General features: G+C 65.5%; 11 protein-coding genes. 2 read left to right on the top strand and 9 right to left on the bottom strand.

Translation table 11 applies throughout. The features are described 5' to 3' along the window. A partial coding sequence (locus tag DQ239_RS14960; RefSeq protein WP_304543593.1) for a sigma-70 domain-containing protein occupies nucleotides 1-500 on the top strand: 500 nt, incomplete at its 5' end. Between the two features lie 121 nt (nucleotides 501-621). Here the strand turns inward: DQ239_RS14960 and dcm are convergent. From dcm to DQ239_RS14940, 4 genes are all read right to left on the bottom strand, one after another. Next, the gene (gene dcm, locus DQ239_RS14955) at nucleotides 622-2634 is read right to left on the bottom strand and encodes a DNA cytosine methyltransferase (protein WP_113835209.1); all 2013 of its coding nucleotides are present in this window, start codon (nucleotides 2632-2634) and stop codon (nucleotides 622-624) included. Further along, nucleotides 2631-3914 (bottom strand): ATP-binding protein, encoded by a 1284-nt coding sequence (locus DQ239_RS14950; RefSeq protein WP_113835208.1) that lies wholly within the window; start codon nucleotides 3912-3914, stop codon nucleotides 2631-2633. Before DQ239_RS14950 ends, dcm begins: the two co-directional genes overlap by 4 nt. A 48-nt stretch (nucleotides 3915-3962) precedes the next feature. Beyond that, a complete protein-coding gene (locus DQ239_RS14945; protein WP_255411243.1) occupies nucleotides 3963-4391 on the bottom strand; it encodes a very short patch repair endonuclease in 429 nt (142 codons plus the stop codon). A gap of 115 nt (nucleotides 4392-4506) precedes the next feature. Further along, on the bottom strand, nucleotides 4507-5859 hold the full coding sequence (locus DQ239_RS14940) for a DUF6339 family protein (RefSeq protein WP_147252136.1): 1353 nt from the start codon (nucleotides 5857-5859) through the stop codon (nucleotides 4507-4509). 353 nt (nucleotides 5860-6212) lie between these two features. On the opposite strand from DQ239_RS14940, the gene DQ239_RS20140 reads away from it, so the two are divergent. Further along, nucleotides 6213-6500 carry a hypothetical protein gene (locus DQ239_RS20140; protein WP_147252135.1) on the top strand — a complete coding sequence of 96 codons (288 nt, stop codon included), beginning with the start codon at nucleotides 6213-6215 and terminating at the stop codon, nucleotides 6498-6500. A gap of 254 nt (nucleotides 6501-6754) precedes the next feature. On the opposite strand, the gene DQ239_RS14930 is transcribed toward DQ239_RS20140, so the two are convergent. The 5 genes from DQ239_RS14930 to DQ239_RS14910 all read right to left on the bottom strand — a co-directional run bounded on the left by DQ239_RS14930 (nucleotide 6755) and on the right by DQ239_RS14910 (nucleotide 17205). Continuing rightward, nucleotides 6755-8662, bottom strand: coding sequence for a hypothetical protein (locus DQ239_RS14930; RefSeq protein ID WP_147252134.1), 1908 nt, complete (start codon nucleotides 8660-8662; stop codon nucleotides 6755-6757). Continuing rightward, nucleotides 8659-9639, bottom strand: a complete 981-nt coding sequence (locus DQ239_RS14925) for a PD-(D/E)XK motif protein (protein ID WP_113835204.1) — start codon at nucleotides 9637-9639, stop codon at nucleotides 8659-8661. The genes DQ239_RS14930 and DQ239_RS14925 overlap by 4 nt, the downstream gene beginning before the upstream one ends. Further along, nucleotides 9640-12279, bottom strand: a complete 2640-nt coding sequence (locus DQ239_RS14920) for a Z1 domain-containing protein (protein ID WP_113835203.1) — start codon at nucleotides 12277-12279, stop codon at nucleotides 9640-9642. It abuts the gene before it with no gap. 793 nt (nucleotides 12280-13072) lie between these two features. Continuing rightward, a complete protein-coding gene (locus DQ239_RS14915; protein WP_113835202.1) occupies nucleotides 13073-13819 on the bottom strand; it encodes an enoyl-CoA hydratase/isomerase family protein in 747 nt (248 codons plus the stop codon). A gap of 95 nt (nucleotides 13820-13914) precedes the next feature. Further along, nucleotides 13915-17205, bottom strand: coding sequence for a TM0106 family RecB-like putative nuclease (locus DQ239_RS14910; protein WP_113835201.1), 3291 nt, complete (start codon nucleotides 17203-17205; stop codon nucleotides 13915-13917). Nucleotides 17206-17314: the final 109 nt, after the last annotated feature.

Genomic DNA, 17314 nt, shown 5'->3' with positions numbered 1-17314 from the left:
AGGCGATCACCCGGGCCATGGCCGACCAGGCCCGCACCATCCGCATCCCGGTGCACATGGTCGAGGTCATCAACAAGCTCGGCCGCATCCAGCGCGAGCTGCTCCAGGACCTGGGCCGCGAGCCCACCCCGGAGGAGCTGGCCAAGGAGCTCGACCTCACCCCGGAGAAGGTGCTGGAGATCCAGCAGTACGCCCGAGAGCCTGTCGCCCTTGATCTCCTCCTCGCGGATGAAGCGACCGCCGAGTCAATCGCCACGCTTGTCGTCGAGGACCACGCGGGGAAAACCGCCGCTTTGGGACCGAGCGTCACTGATGTCTTGGGCTCTCTACACCCGCGGGAAGAGCAGATTCTGAGGATGCGCCATGGTTTCCAATCGGATCCCATGACCTTAGGCGAGATCGGTCGAGTGTTTGGCGTAACAAGAGAACGCATCCGGCAGATCGAGGGCAAAGCCTTGAAGAAACTAGCCCGACTGATCTCGCGCGAATCGTCGTCCTAACCAAGTCTCTAGTCGCCTCTACGGGGCCGCAGCCGTTAAGGTGACACCCAAGTCGGCTTTACGATCCCCGCGCCACGCATTTCCCTTTGCGTCGAACCCTCGAACAAGTGCGCACCCAGGGCTAGAAAAGCATCGACGCCCGTCTTTCCTCGGCGCGAGAGCTCTTGCACACGTCCTGGAGCGGGCAGACGTCACAGAGAGGTTCGACCGGTCGACAGACACTGGCAGCCACCTCGATGAGTGCAAGGTGTGCCGCGCGAGCGTCGGGCCCAAAGCCGATCAGTCGGGCAACCCCGAGGCGCCCGTCCGTCAGCCGGTTCTTCCGGTCAACATTGTCACCACTGACTCGGGCAGCAACGCGGAGCACTCCCTTTGTGGTTAGGACGGGCTCCTCAGACTCCTCCTCCCCACTCACAGGAACCACTAATGATGCCAGTTCGAGGACAGCGGAGGGAGCGACAGGGATCGCGGCCGCCGAGTCCATCTCCTCGAGGGCGCCAGGATGTTCGACGAGCCAGTCGGCAAGCTCGAGCAGCTGTACAGCGCGACCGCCTCGACCGATCTGAATGCCAATCTCACGGAGCGCTTCATCGTTATCTTGCGTCGCCTCCGGCGTCGCCCACGACTCTAGGATCGGCCAGACGAATTTGATGACATCAGACGTTGCCCTGTCCAACAGAAGTTCCGCCGACACAACCTGCCACCTAGTCGATGCTCTCAGCCAAGGGACACCTCGCGGGGCTGTGTTGCTGATCCAAGTGGACAGAGACGTTGCGACCTGCTTCGTCGACGCGTTCGCCTTCTCGGGAGCGTCCAGCGCCTCTCGGATCGCACCGCCAAGACGTTCAGCGAGCAAGGGAGGCACCGCGTTGCCAATTTGTTTGAACGCAGCTGACGGCGGCCCAGCAAAGCGGTACCAATCTGGGAAGGTCTGAAGTCGCGCCGCCTCGCGGACGGTGAGAGTCCGACCCTGCCTAGGATGGATATACCAGTAGCCGTCCTTGGCAATGTGGGCAGTGATAGTTCGGGACAGATCGTTTTCGTCGAGACGCTTGTACTTGTCGTCGAATATGTCGTCGCGATAGCGCTTCATGTCGGATGGAAGATCCGAGTATCGAGTATTCGAGTCCATGAGCTCGAATACCCGGGCGTCATCCTCCCGCACTGGCCGAGTTATGTGGTCGTAGAGCTTCCGTCGGTCGCTCCCCTTTACCCCCTTCCGCATTGTGCGCTGGAAGGAGGTCACCGGACCCTCGTACTCCGCCCAACCCTCAGCGCCGCCGTCCGGGCGCCACCCGCCCTCGACTTCAGGCATGTCGCCGATGGCATTCCAAACGGAGACGCGCTCCGCCGCCTCCTCCGGCCAAGTGAAGCTCAGGCCGTCTCGAAGTGCCACAAGAATAAGTCGCTGCCGGAACTGCGGAACGCCGTAGCGCCACGTATCCACAATACGCTCTTCGACCCCGTATTCGAGGCCCTCGAGTTCCTCCACCATCGACCGCAGGATAAACATCTCGCGGTCAAGGGCCATGTCTGGGACGTTCTCCATCAGCACAGCCGGCGGCCGGACCAAATCAACGACCTCGAGGAAGGACCGCCATAGATCCCTTCGCTCGTCGTGAGGGTCACGGAGACCGTGTCGAACTCGGTGCCTAATGCCGGACCGGCCGGCCTTGGAAAAAGGTTGACAAGGCGGACCGCCGGCAATCACATCCACGTCGACAGCGGTCAACAAGTCTGCCAGCTCTTCAATGCGATCGACATCTGCGAGATCCCAGTCGAGACTCATGCCAGGGAAATGATGGGCGTGCGTCTCCACGGCCTCGGAGTAGTGATCCACGGCTACGACGGTGGTGAACCCGGCTCGCTCGAGTCCGAGGCTGATTCCCCCAGCGCCGCTGAACAAGTCCGCGGCTATGCGAACCCCTGCCGACTCCTCCCGTAACCGCCCGACCACGTCAAGCAGCTCCTCGCGCGTCGTGGCACGGCTACGGTGCGGTGAGAGCTTCAGGAACGGGCCGCGTACAAGCTTGACCCCGTACCCCGGTCTTGATCGGGTGGGTACCGAGGTTGTGTGCCCACTCAAGACGGCACCCTCGATCTTCACGATTGGCGTCGCATCACTCTCCGTCATGATGCTGCAAATCCCAAGGCCCGCCAGACATCCGGGGCGACTGTTTCAAGGCGGCTGGCAATCCGCTTAAGCGCCTCGTACTCGCCGGCCTGTAACGCGGCTGACCTGAGAGCGAGCCCAGTCGTGCCCGGCAGCTGCCCCCCGCCCAGCGAACCGCTCAATTGGTCATCCCTGCGCCCTCGTCCTGAATGGTCCCTGTACACCTGGTTGGCGGCTATGCAAAGGTCGTTGATAGGACGCTCCAGCAACTGCTTGATCTGCCCGGGAACGGAAACGCGCATTTTCGCTACGTTGATCTGGAAGAGGTCGTCGAGCTCCGTATCAAAATCGAGCGCCGCCCGCGCCAGTTTCAGGTGTTCGTCGATACCCCGGATACCAGCCCAGCCGCCCCACTGCACTAACCGGTCCCCGCGGTAGATGTAAAGTCCCTGCTGTCTATTCCACTTCAGAGGCCCAGACAGCTCTTCGAACCGCGCGGCAGTACTGAAGCGTTCCTTGGCGGGCAGGATGTAACGGTCAAGTCGTACTTGGCCGACCGTCTCACCCAGCGTGACCTCAAAGCTTTGAAGGCCTAGTCTTTGGGTGTGTTCCTCTTCCGGCGCGAACGGATTCCAAGGTGCAAGTTTCTCGCCGTTGACCGTGATCGTCAGCCGGCGCTCTGCCGCCCCTTCCAGGAAGCGGTGGAACACCATCGCCAAGTGGTCGGCAGTCTTCTTGGCCAAGGTCTCAATTCTACGACGCGCCCAGCCACCCTCGGGACTGCGCTCCGGTAGCACGCGGTCAAGATTGCGCCAAACAACCACAGTGCCCGAGTTTTCGCCCAAGAGCGCTTCAGCCTCTCGGACTCGATCCTTGGAGGGAGCTGTAATCAGCCAGTCGTCCCACTCGATGATCGTGTCTAGGTTGAGCTCTCGTGCGCTCGTGGTCCCGCCGGAGACACGACGACTGACGACGGTGAGGCTCCGGCACTGGGAGAGAGAAGCCGTCTTGAGTCCCAGCCCGTAACGGCCGAGATCGCTGGAGTCGTACGTTCGGCGACTACCGAAGCGCAGAGCCTCGACAAGGCCGTTCGCGCTCATCCCTAACCCATCGTCACAGATGAGGACAGTGGTGTTCGCACCGTCGAACCGGATAACGACGTCGATGCACTCGGCGCCCGCCATGACGCTGTTGTCAATGAGATCTGCAACAGCTGACGGGAAGTCGTAGCCGATGTCCCGAAGGGACTCGGTGAGACGTGCTGCAGAAGGAGCTACGGACCGATGACGGCTGGATGGCACACGGACTCCTTGTCGCTACGAACTAGCCCAGGTTCTCACACCTACAGCTCAGGACCTCGGCGGCTCGCCAAGGAGAGCCCGCCACATCGCCTCGATGCGGTCTGCTGCGAGGCCGACGGGCTCATGCTCCCAGACACGTATGACAGTCCAGCCCGCGTCCCTGAGCTGCTGGTCCTGCCGACGGTCACGCGAGACGTTCGCATCCAGCTTGGCCGCCCACCACGCTGCATTGTTCTTCGGCGCCGTTGCGTGGATCGGGCATCGGTGCCAGAAGCATCCATCGACGAAGACGGCCAAGCGAACCCGCGTGAAGGCGACGTCAGGCCGTCCGGGGAGTCCCCCGTACCCCTTGCGGAAGCGAAGGCCGCGGGCATGCAAGTCCCGGCGCAGAGCCACCTCGGGCTTCGTGTCCCTGCGCGGCATCCGCTGCATCTGCGCACTGACCGTCGAGTCACGCGGCGCGGGACGCTCACCCATCACACACCGGAAGAGGCACCTCGCCACGATATGCCGTGGGTGAGTCCCTCAAGGCCTTAGGCCGCGAACGTCACACACGTCGAAGGATGGGGTCTGGGAGACCCTCGCTGGCCGATCAAGTTCCGACCGTTTCCCCCATGCGTCTGCGCGCCTCAGCCTCCGAGGGCCACCCGAACAGGGCGCTCAGCCGAGCTGCAAGAAGCTCGGCCGTCGCATCAGGCAGCTCGTCATGCAGGTGCTGGACTGCGAGACGGATCTCCTCCGGAGGTACTCGGTGTGGCGGACGTGGATCCTCGTCGTACGGCACGCGCACCACGTCCACGCTCTGTCCGGGCACTCGCACGAAGCCATCTGCCCCAACGGATACGCGCTGACCTCCTATGGATGACCGCCGCAGGGCTCGATCCAGCGCCTCAGGCATGTTTCCCACGTACGGATCGACATCCCAGTCCCGGCGGAAGGACTGGTAGAGCGTTTCGAGGTGTACTGGGGCCTCGGTCCGGATGAGGCTCTCGAAGTAGCGGGTCACGTAACGAGTGGCCAGGGGGCTGTCTGGTCGAAATCGACAGTTGGCGGGCGATGCCTTTCCATGCGCCTCGCCGGGAACGTAGACGACGGCCCAAGTGGGAACCCCCCGATCCACCGTGAACTGCGGCGGGGCGTCGGCGTGCTGAGGCACGTGCGTGGGAGCAGGCGGCGGCAACTCGACAACAGGCTTGGATTTGTCCAAGGGAAGACCAAGGGCGACCAACGATTGGCGCATCGCTCGCTGTACCACAACTGTCAGATCTTGCTCAGTCAGGACGTCCAAGCAGAATGCGCCCTGCGTTCTGAGCATTCGCTTAGCGAGGTCTCGCATCACCTCACTGCGAGCCACGTTCACGCGGGGGCTCTTGACGATGGCATCCCCGATCAACTGGGCTAGGCGCCGATCCGCGGCCAGGGTGGGGCGCTCCATGATGTTGACCAGCTCGTCTTCGCCGAGGCCATCTGCGCAATTGATGAGGTCCACACCGACCACCTCTGCCCGCCACCACAGCCGGCGCAAGACGTTCCTCGGGCGACCAAGCAAACGCTCTTCCGCGCGTGCCGGCCAACGCCACACGCTCACGTCGGGCAGCACTACGAGGGACAAGAAGTTCCACACCTCCTCGGACGCGGCATCGGAGGGAAGGATGGCCATCCGGTCGTGCACTAGGGCGGTGGCGGGTCTGTCGAAGTCGCCGATGTGCGCGCGGTTGAGCGGCTCCGGGAACCCGAGACTGTCGGCGAGCTCACGGATGCCGGCAGCGAGGTGCGCGACAACCTCCTCTGGCACAGGAGGCCCTCCGACGGCTACTGGAGCCGCCTCAGGGTGCCGAAAGCTGGCACGCTCCCGGAGGGAAGCGGGTGACAGCTCGGCATACTCCGCCATTAGCTGGCGGGCAGCGGGCTCGGAGAGGCGGGGATAGACATACACGACGGTCACCCAGCCGCCTCGGTGAACAGACCGACCCGAGCTTGCAGGCTTACCTCGAATCGACCTCGGTCATTGGCTCGAGAGGCGCGCAGCGCCCGCGCGTCCTGGTAGGGCCAGAGTCGACGACACAGCTGCTCGAGCGTGTGGCCGAGAGAGCCGACCCGGAAGGCTCCCCAGCCGGTCACGAATTCGTCCGAGTCCAGCGCCGCGTGTACCAACAGGCGGTTCACGTCCCAGTAGAGAGCGCTTCGCGCGTCAGATGCCTCGGGACTCCCGTCGACGAGTCTGCTCCCTGCAGGGTGCGCGCTATTGATCCGTATGCGGAGGCAAGACAAAGGGTTCGCGTCGAGGTCCGAAAGGTCATGGTGCAGCCACCACACGCCCCCTGCGTCACCGAGACCTGTCTGCTCGAAATCCATGACATCCGTCGGGAATCGCGCGGCGTCGCCCTCAAGGGCGCAAACGGCTTGATCGTCGCGCGGCTCGCGCCACAACACCGAACCGGGCTTTTCCGCGGCCAGAGACTGCCGAACATTCCCTCCATGGTTGAGGACGATCAGGCGCTCGAGAGCGAGCCTTCCGCCCGCCGTCCCAGCTGGCACGTCGAACGCAAGGTTAAGACTGCGACTTCCCTCGATGCGGACCTGTGAACCGAGGCGTCGAACGTTCGTGGACGAGGCAGACCACCTGACAGCCAACGACAATTCTGCGTCCTCCGACAGGCCACACTCCGCCAGGATTTCACGGCGAGACAGCCGAACAGTGCACTCAAGACGCAGAGCGGTGCTGTAATCCCACCCCTTGAGCACGTCGGGCAGCGGTTGTCGACTCCCCCGCATCTCCACAATCCACGGCCCGCACTCAGGCGGTGTCTCCACTTGGAGGTACGGCAGCGCAACAAGCCTCATGCCGCTCCCTCCGCCGGCTCAACGCGCAAGTCGACCACCGTTCCCACATCAGCGGGTTGCAACACACGCAGGCACCACTTCCCCCGATCATCGGCAGGCACCTCCACCGCCTGGTCGCCGACCTGTCGGCTTCCCTTCCAGAAGCCCAGGACGATAGGTACGGGGGCGCCCAGGGGAGCGTCCCTCTCCATCGAGACCCCGTCCGGGCCAGCGGCACCCACCACAGCGGAGACCAGACTGCCCTTGGTCCCCTGCTGGGCAACGACGGCGAACTCAACGCACAGGTGGGATTGCCCATCGGCGCTGGTCTCCAGCCAGCGGCGCCCGATCTCGACGCGAGCCGTAGGGCTTCCGGACGTCCGGTGGCGGCCCATCGCAGGCCTCCGTCGTGAGGCGCCGGTTCCAGGCGCGAGGCTGATCAGCTCTCCAAGCTGATCGGCAACTACGACGCCGGATGCCTCAACCTTGGCCCCGCTCTGCTGTAACGCAGGCGCGAAGGCGCTTTCAGCCGCGGCCTTGATGTCTCGCAGGGCGACGTTGACGTATGTCCGCTGCCTTCTCTCGCTAACTAGGCTTGGCCTCCAGTCGTCGTGAGTGGGTGGTTCAGCGGCCGCGAAGGCGCCGTCAGCCTCCACGGAAGTTCTGAAGACGCCTGCCCACTCCAAGCCCTTGTCTGGAAGTGCAGGACCCGGACGGTATTGCACGACCAGTTCCGCCCTACGCATCACAGCGACATGGTGAGCCGGCCCTTCGAAGGCGGCAGCGGTCCGAGGCTGCTCATGATCATCCAGACCACAGTCGAGCGGCTGCCGCGACGCGAGCGGCACGGCGTTCATCGACAGCCATCCGAGGTCCGCGCTGGGCCTCTGGGACCGAATCCTCGAGACCCGCTGCATGGGGAAGTCGTCCGCCGAAGCCCCTTCGTCGTCACAGGCGCGCAGGGCATCAAGTGCCTGCGCAAACGCCGCAAGGGGGGCCGTTCGGCGAGGGTCGGGAACCTCCACGGTGCGACCGTCCATCGATACGTTGAACACCATGTCCGGCCGACTGCCGTCACTGGCAACCATCTTGGGCCAGAAGTTCCAAGCGATGGCCTCGGCGATGTAGTTGCAGACCTGTTCGGGAGACTGTCCACCCAGATCCGGACCCAGAATGGCAATCGTCGTGCCAGTCTCGGAGGTAGCAAAGCCGGGTAGACCGATTCGAGCTGCAAGGCGCCGAGCCGCATCACCGATTAGGGGCTCGATTGAACCGTCATTCCTCTGGACACCCCACCAGTGACGTCCTGTGTAGTTCCTGTTCCTGTACGAGTATTGGCGCCCGATCGTCTGGGCGATCAACCGCTGTTGGGTTCGGCCCTTATTGCCCGTGCTGGTGTGGATGAGAACAGTGCGACTCCGACTGACTAGGTAACTGATCGTCTTGCCGAAGCCGTAGGTTCCCCCGCCCATCTCTCGGTCGGATGGCTGACCGATGTTGAAAACGAGATCCGCGAAGTCCGTAATATCGCCATCTTCCGCCGGCCGATCGGCCCTCACCGGCCCACCCAGCCCCCGGGTTCCTCGATCAGTAATCGTGAGAACACGAAGATCTTTCTGCCCCAGAAGACGGAACAGCTCCACGTCCGCTCCCTCTACGGCGTCGCTGTAGACGCCCTTAGGAGGGAGCTTGGCGAAGACGTCGGAGCGCAGGGCGCTCCGCTGCTCGTCAGTAACCGAGTTAAGCTCGACCGAGACAGTCACCGGGCCAGCGCCGGTCCGGGCGTCCCAGCTGTTTTGCACAGCCTCTCGGACAAGCACCACGAATGGGTCGAGATCTGGCCTACCGAGCAGGTTGAGAGCCCCTTCGCCTGCCAAGCCACCATGTGCGGCGCGAGGCTCTGGGAAGTGATCGAGTTCCGTCACGAGTCTGCCAACTCCTTCAGCCACCTCGACTGCTCAGCGCCGCTCATGGGCGCCGGCGAGGTCGACAGGTCGAGACGGTAGTTGAGCGCCAGGACGCCGTCCGGAACGATCCCGCCAACGAAAGCCGATGGAGTTATACGAGGGAAGTTCTCATCGACTAAAAACCACGCCTCTTCGACCACCTCGAACGTGGGGCCCATGGGACGATGCCGCACCCCGGCGGCGGTGAGCAGCTCATCCAAGCTTGCGGGATCGGCACCGGCGGCTTCCAAGGCGGCAATAAGCCCTCCGACACTGACCCCGTCAGCGGACTCACGCACTCGGAGATAGACGAGAGCCAGCTTGCCATTAGAGGAGACGTCCAGCTGGTCGGCACCATGGATCTCCACCATGCGTCCGCTACGAGCTGTCGAAGTCTTGACCTCGACCGCCATACCTCCGCGTCCGAAGTCATGCACCGCCCGGCTTGGGCCGCCCCAGTGGTCGACCCGCCGAAGTGGGTCGACTTCTACCATCCGCCGCAGCACCCACAGCTCGCCGAAGACACCAACGAGCTGACTGGCCGACAGTGGCTCCCTGCCATCCTCCAAGAGCTGCCGCCACCGGGATAGCGTCCGGCTCGGGATAAGCAGATAGTCCTGCGGCTTGGCTGCCAAGCGTTCGCAGATCTCCGACGCTAGGCGCTCAAAAAGGTCACCTAGCTCGGGCTGATGACAAGCGACGTCGATGTAGAGGCGACGATCCCCTTCCACAATCAACTCTCTACGCTCGATCGTCACTGACTTGGATCGTCGGTCCGACGCCACGGGTGTCCCCACGGGGATCGGCACCAGGAGGTGACGAGTCCCCTCGAAGCTGAGGGCCGCGGCCACCCTTCCTTCAGGCGTTGTCACCGGAAGGACTGACAGCATCAGCTGCTCACCCGCTTCTCGGGACTGGGACAGTGCGTGGAACGCTGCCGTAAGGTCGTCGCGCACCTATGCCTCGATGCCGTTGAGGCTGGACTCGGTGTCCATACTCTCGATGTCGACCAGCTCGAGCTCTTCCGCATCATCGAATTCTTCGACGTCGCCCAAGGGCAGCCCGACAGCCTTGTAGGAAACCGCCGAGTCCTTGACAGAAGCCTCAGGGAAAACAAGGCCGACGCCCATAACGTCTTCCACGGCACTCAAGTCCGTCCGCACCTGAGTGCCAGCGGAATTGGACCTCAACCGCGGCCTTGAGTCCCTGTCAATTGGGTAGAGGACCAACAGTCCTACCCCTGCAGGCCGCGCCTCTTGGAGCTCCACATCCGACATCGCCCGCACGGTGGGCGCGTCCAAGTGCTCAAGATCGGCCACACGGTCCTCGTGCGACATCAGTGACTTGATGTTCGCGTGTGGCTTCGCCACGATCTTCATCGCAGCACGGTTGATGAGACCGACTTGGGGGATGCCGCCACCTAGGTCGATCTTCCGGCCGAGGTGGTCAGGTCCTCGTGTAACTACAGCAATATTCCATCGCTCCAGTTCACCGAACCCGTTCTGTCGGCGGATGTAGTCAGCGATACGGTCAGCAACCAGGTCTTGGGCATCTTGATGGAACCGGTAGCCGCCGAGGAAGTCCAGGACCGCTCCGACGGGGACGTCATCGTAGACGTACCGATTGCTGCCGGCTTCCCGCGGACTCCTTGCGATCGCGCGTTCGGCCGCTCCGAGCAGGCGCCGACTCGCGCGGATGTTGTCAGCAAGCCAGTCCCGGTCTCGGTGGTTGAACAGAATGGTCTGTATCCGCCTGCCGCTGTAAGACACCGCAACGTCTTCAGCCGCCTTCATCTTTAAGGCTGACGTGATGGCAAGCTGCGGATGCGTCCGCACGCGAACAGCAAATTCCCGAGGAGTTAGATCCTCGCGCTCGTAGCGGGAGATGTCCAGTCTTATCTCGGCCTCGACGGTCGCTAAGAACTGGAAGTACTCGGCGAGGTCCTGCGTCATCCAGATGCGAGGCAGATCCGAGTAGCCTGGGCGGTAACCAAACCACCTTCCCATCTGGAGGAGCGTGTCGTATGCACTCGCCGTACGCAAGAAGTAACTCACGACAAGGCCCTCGAGAGTCAGGCCCCGAGAGAGGGTGTTTCCACCCAGCACAATGACGACCTTGGGGGTGCCTCCATAGTCGAGTCGATCCGTGCTCTGAAAGTTGTCGACGACGACCTCCACGTCATTGAACACACCAGAGAGCTCTCGCTCGACTTCCTCGAAAGTGAGGGAAAGCTCACCGAGTTCTCTTGCCGAGACTCGTGCCGTCTGCTTCTCCCAAACTTCCCGAAGCATTGGTCGTGCGGTGGCGGTGCGCAGCCTCTCAATCTCCTGCTCAATCGGATCTCTGTAGCGAAAGTGAATCGACGACAGCTGTGTGGTATGAATCAGCATTGAGGAATGGCGCCCACCCTGTCCCCGCGCCCGCCGAGTAGCTGTAGCCAGCACAAACCAAGCGATCGCCTCGTGAAGCGTCGAGGTGATCTTGGGCTGCCACAGGTCCCGATCGGCCTTCTTTCGCGGGGGCCGCAGGTCTGCAGCCTCGTCTAGGGGCACCGCCGAAACGACGTCCAGACCGTCCGTGCCCTGCTCCGCCTCCTCCTCAGTGAGGGGATCGCGCCCGAAGAGACGCTCAGCGCCGAAGTATGCAGCGGGCCGCGGAAGGTCGACAATAAAGTCGCTCGGATACAAGTCTTCCGGGACAGACGGGTCAATGAAGATATTGGCGAACGGGGTGGCGGTGTAGCCGACGTATGCTGCCTTTGGCTGGTTCAGGAGGCGGAGGATAAGTTTGTTGATCTGCGCTCGGTCCGCACCCTTGGTATTGACACTGGCCTGATCGGCTTCGTCATCAATTATCAGGATGGGGCAGTTTTGACGCGTCGACTTTGAGGCACTCTCCAGCCATTCGCAAAGGTTGGTGAGCCTGGTCTTGTTTTTCTTCACCACCGCCAGCACTCTCAGCTGGTCCTGGGCGAGAAGGGCGTCGGCGTTGCCCGGATTTCCGAAGTCGGCTTCATCGCTCGTGAGCCCGATCCAGCGCTTAGGATTCAGACCAACGAGCTGCTCATCCAGACGAACCTGAGTCTGGCATCGCAGGTTGTTGTGAATCCCTGACAGGACAATGAACAGCCTGTATCCGGCATCGGCGGCCTTTGATATCACGGCCGTGAAGTTCGACGTCTTGCCACTCTGCACATATCCGAGGACGAGCCCTCGGCCGCGGAACTCCCTCCTCCAAGGCGCGGGAAGGCTCGCCACCACTTTCGTGGACGCGCGGTCGAGCGACTCGAGTCCGACCTGTCCGAGTGATCCGGCATCGGCGAGGGCCCGCTCGAGTGCAGGCCAGAAGTCGTCCGCGGGGCGCGACCCCGTGTACCAAGGGATTATCTTGTTTGGGTCCGACAGGGTATTGGGATCCCTGGCGGCGATGATGCCTTGCGCCGTCTCGTGGTACCGCTTGACGACGGCTTGTATCAGCTCGTCGTTAGGCATCAGATCGCGCATGGCCGCCTCGGCAGCCTCTGGCGACTTGTCCTGACGGAGTAGCCCGACGAACATCGCGTAGGCGTTGCTAATGGCACTGCTACTGACAGTCACGTCACTCCTCGGGCCCTCAGGCGTTCCGGTCAGGAACCCTAGGCGGTATCGATACGTTTCTGGCGCAACCGGTCCGGGGCCTACCACGTCGGGCTACTTGTCTCAGCGTCACCCAACCGGCACGGCGCCGATCCCGAGCTGTCGCCAGCGGGGGCGCTTGCGCACGCGACCGCAAGCTGGCTGTCGCACATCGCGGCGCCCTGCACACGGTTTGCTACGCCTGTGCGGTTGTACGATCGCCGGGGCTGGCAGTAGTCAGGTGGCCGAGTTGACACGCCAGCTACACCGAGCACGGACGTCACACCCCCGGAGGTGCTCTCCCGAGGCGGGATCGCCGGTGGTGTTGAATCCGATACGTGGAGCGAGCCTCGCGGGGTGGACGCATGCCCGTTCAGATCGTTGCCAAGGGCCCCGAGGGGTCGAGCCAGCGTCGAGCAGGCCCTCTCGGACTAGCCCGGAGAGCCGCTGCTGGCTCTCTGCGATGAGGCGCTGAACCGTGCTTCCGGCGACGTCCACGCCGACCACGACGACCCCCGCGTCGGAGGGTGGCCCACCACCAAGCTGGCGATCTCAGCCATCGTTAGCCCCCCCCCAGTCAGTGAGATTGCCGCCGGGCGGGGTGCTTGGGTCTGCCGAAGAGACGCCCAGAGGCCCCTCCCGTGCATCGCTTGAGGCGGATTGACGTCGATCGACCGAGGACGTTGCTGGTTGTGGGGCGCCTCCTAGCGGTCGTTGTGGAGTGACTTTCGAGCCCGCCAAAGGATTGATGCGAGGACCCCTCGACCGGGCTCCATTAACCAGCCGAACGGCGCATCGACCACATCTGCGCGGGGCGCTCGGACTGCATGGCGACATCCCACGGGATCGCGCCGTTGACGACCTCCTTGCGGAAGTTGCCCACCGCCACCCGCGACAGCTCAGGGTCGGCTGCCACGCGCTGCGCCAGCTCGATCGCGCGGTCCTCGACCGCGGCGTCGTCCAGCGCCTCCCAGGCCAGCCCGAGCTCCACGGCCTTGTCGCCGTTGATCTCCTCACCGAACAGCGCCATCGCCGCCGCGGCCTCACGGCCGATCAGCCGGGACAGGATCACGAAGTGCCCGCCGCCCGGGTGCATCCCGCGCTTGAGGAAGCCGGCGAGCAGCCGCACATCACGAGCCACGATCCGCAGGTCGGCCGCCAGCAGCATGTTCATGCCGGCGCCCACCGCCGAGCCGCGCACCGCCGCCACCGTGGGCACCTTCACCTGGCCGAGTCGGTAGAAGGAGTCGTATATCTTCCCCATGCCCTCGTAGGCGTCGGGCGTGGCCGGGTCCTTGCCGGCCGAGGTCAGCGTCGCGACGTCGCCGCCCGCGCAGAACGACCTGCCGACGCCACGGATGACCAGCGCGCCGACCTCCGGCTTGGCGTCCACCTCGTCGAAGGTCGCGATCAGCTCGTCGGCCATCCCAGGCGTCAGCGCGTTGCGCCGGTCCGGCGCGTTGAGCGTCACGATCGCGACGCCGCCGTCCACCTCGAGCAGCACTTCACCGGTTCCGGCCACGAGCCCACCTCTCGAACGAGCGCACCGGCCCCGACGCCGGCTCCGCCTCTCTGACAGGCATCAGACCACGCCCCGATCCGCCCCGCGCAGCCCGGTCAGTCGAGCGCCACCTCGGTCGCCGACTCCACCAGCCGGCACAGCGCGTTCACCTTGCGCAGCTGGTCCGGCGTCCGCACCGGCGCGTCCAGCAGCTCCGGGCTCAGCACCACGCAGGCCAGCGCCTGCGCCCGTGACACGGCCACGTTCAGCCGGTTCAGGTCGTACAGGAACGACACCCCGCGCGGCGCATCGTCGGCGCTCGTGCTGGTCATCGAGTAGATGACCACCGGCGCCTCCTGGCCCTGGAACTTGTCCACGGTCCCCACCCGCGCGCCGTCCGGCAGCGCCGCCTGGATCAGCCGGACCTGCAGGTTGTAGGGCGCCACCACGAGCACGTCCGCCGGCCCGATCGGCGCCTCCTCCCCCAGGTGGTTCCGCCACGTCGAGCCCTGCACGGAGTGCCACAGCCGCGCCACCGCGTCGGCTTCCTGCTGGCTCTTGTCCGCGCACGTCCGCTCGTGATCCACCGGCAGCACCCGCAGCCCACTGCCGGATAGCGGCCCCTCCCCCAGCACCGTCACGGACTCCCGGCCGTCCGCGGATTGAAGCCGGCCCTCGTAGGCCAGCTCCGACACGAACGCCGTCAGGTCCGGGTGCATCCGGTACGACCGGTCCAGGAACACCCCGCGCTCGGCCGGGATCGTCGGGTGCCCGTCGAGCAGGTGCTCCAGCGCCGAGGCGCCCGACTCCCCCGGGTGCACCGCCTGCGACGGCTGCGCGAGCTGCTGCGGATCGCCCAGCAGCACCATCGACCGCGCACCCCGCGCCACCGCCACCGCGTTGGCCAGCGAGAACTGCCCCGCCTCGTCGACCACCAGCACGTCCACCGCCTCGGCGACGTCGGCAAGGGTCCAGAACCAGGCCGTCCCCCCGACGAGCCGGGCGTCACCGTCCACCAGCCGCCGCGTGACCACCGCGTTGTCCGCCGACCACTCCACGCCGGGCGCCCCGCAGTGCTGGGACTCCTCGCACTTCTGCAGCGCCGGCCGCCCGGCCGCCTTGAGCAGGTTGCCGATGACCGCGTGCGAGGTCGCTGTGACCCCGACCCTCTTGCCCGCGTCCAGCAGCGCCCGGATCAGCGCGGCGGCCGCCGTCGTCTTGCCGCTGCCGGGCGGGCCCTGGATGGCCAGCACCTCGCCGTCGAGCGCCAGCCCGAGCCGCACGATCGCATCGGTCGTCGACTCGCCCTCGCGCAGCGGCGTTCCCGCGGGAACGCGACGCTGCACCAGCGCGGCACCCAGGCAGTCGCGGCCGGCCAGCACGACGTCGCCGGTCGCCGCGATCGCCTCCCGGAGCCCGCGGGTGTTCAGCGGCCCGCCAGGACCGAGTCCCCGCGGCGACGGCGGCGCGGCGGCCGTCGTCTTGAGGACGAGTCGACATCTGGCGACGTCGATCGTGTGCACCGTGCCGGCCTTCTTCGCGGTGTCGACGTCCAGCGCCTCGTCACCGACCGACAGCTTCGTGTCCTGCACCGGGAACGAGTACTCGTAGAGGTGGCTCCGCTTGTCCGGGCCCACGTACCGCTCGAAGGTCAGCCCGCCCAGCGCCGAGCCGTCGTCGATCAGCGCCTCGCGATCGAGTGAGCGCAGCCGGAAGACCTCCCACCAGGCCGGCTTGTCCTCGCGGCGGTGCCAGCCCACCAGGTCGCCCAGCAGCCCGTGCCCGGCCTCGTGCAGCCGCGCTGACAGCTCCAGCTCGGCCGCCTGCGCCTCGGTGACCTTCGGGTCCGGCTCAGCGGTCACCCACGAGGGCCGCGGCAGCGCACCGTGCACCGCCTTAAGTGCAGAGCGCTGAGCCTCCAGCCAGTCGTGCAGCTCGCGGGTGGAGTCGACGTCGTCCTTGTTGTATGACTCGATCGCGGCCAGCCGGGCGTCGTCGCCGTCGGCCAGCCACGCCTCGTACTCCAGGACGCTGCCCAGCGCGCTGGCCACCTCTCCCCCGTGCTCCCGGCCGTAGAAGGCCTCGACCTTCTTGATCGAGTACGACTCCTTGCTGATCCGCATCGACTGCCGGACGACGGGATAGAGGTCGACGAACCGCTCCTCGCGCAGCAGCTGGTCGAGCTCCGCCTCGCGCACGCCGTAGCCGCCGGCCAGCTTCTTGAGCGCGGTCACCTCGTAGGGCGCGTAGTGATAGACGTGCATGCCCGGGTCGCTCGCCACCGCGGCCACCAGCCGGTCGATCAGCTCGGTGAGCATCGCCTTCTCCGCGGCCCGGTCGTGCGCCCACAGCGGAGTGAACGCACCCGAGCGGTCGCCGAGGCCGGCGAGGTACTCCAGCCCGGAGCCGTCCTCGAACCAGGGGTCGCCCTCGAAGTCGAGGTACAGGTCGCCCGGCGACGGCGGTGGCAGCCGGAGCAGCCCCAGGCCCTCGACCGGCGGCAGCAGCGTCCGCGACGGCTGACCGGACGCCCGCTCCTTGAGCTGCTCGGCCGCCTGCTGCTGCAGCCGCGTCCGCGCGTCCACCCCGATCCCGGACGACCGCAGCAGCTCCGGCGACGCCGCAGCCAGCGCCGCCATCGTCGGGATGCCGACCGCCCGCAGCGCGTCGCGGTGATCGCCGCGCATCCCCGCGACGAGGCCGAGGTCGTCGGACTCCCGCAGCTCGGCATCGCAGCGGTCAGCCCAGCGGCACTGCTGGCAGTGCGCGATCGGCGAGGGGCCGGTGACCGGCGGATCCTCGGCGAACACAGACAGCCGGGCCCGCGCCCGGCGGGCATAGGCGGCGACGTCGACCAGCCGCCACGGCCGCGACTTGCCGTCCCCGGTCACCACGTGCACGAAAGCCGGCTCGACTCCCTGCAGCACGGTCAGCCGCTCGGCGTAAGTGGCCATCTGCAGCAGCGCCGCCACCTTGAGCTTGCGGGCCAGCTTCGTGTCGGCGATCTCGTACGACCAGCTGCCGAACACCGACGGCGTCTCGACCCGCAGCAGGAAGTCGGCCTGCCCGCCCCAGGCCCCGTCGAAGAAGGTCCCCTGGTAGACGACGTCGACGCCGCTGCGCATCGCCTCGACGGTCTCGGCCTCCGCCCGCCGTCGGCCCTCGAGCCCGGAGCCGGCGGCGATCTCAGTGACCGAGAGCCCGCGGGCCTGCAGCGACGCCAGGTACTTCCGCTCGTGCTCCAGGCCCCGGTCGAAGACGAACTGCGTCTCTGCCGAAGCGGGCTCAGCCGGCGCCGCCCACTCCCCCGCCGCCACGCCTAGGTCGAGCCGGGTCAGGTGCCGGCACTCCTGGTGAGCGGTCAGGTCGGTCGGGCTGAGTACCAGCCGCCCGTCGAGTCGCTGCATCGCTCGTCCTTCCCACCGTCGTCGCCCAGCACCCTGCCTGGCCGTAGGGGTAGCCGACACCTCCGACACGAATCGGCGCGTCGGGGCCGCTCCGCAGTCTCGTTCACCT

Source organism: Blastococcus sp. TF02-09, from assembly GCF_003319105.1.
GTDB lineage: Bacteria > Actinomycetota > Actinomycetes > Mycobacteriales > Geodermatophilaceae > Blastococcus.
This window is presented reverse-complemented; position numbering and strand designations above follow the sequence as displayed.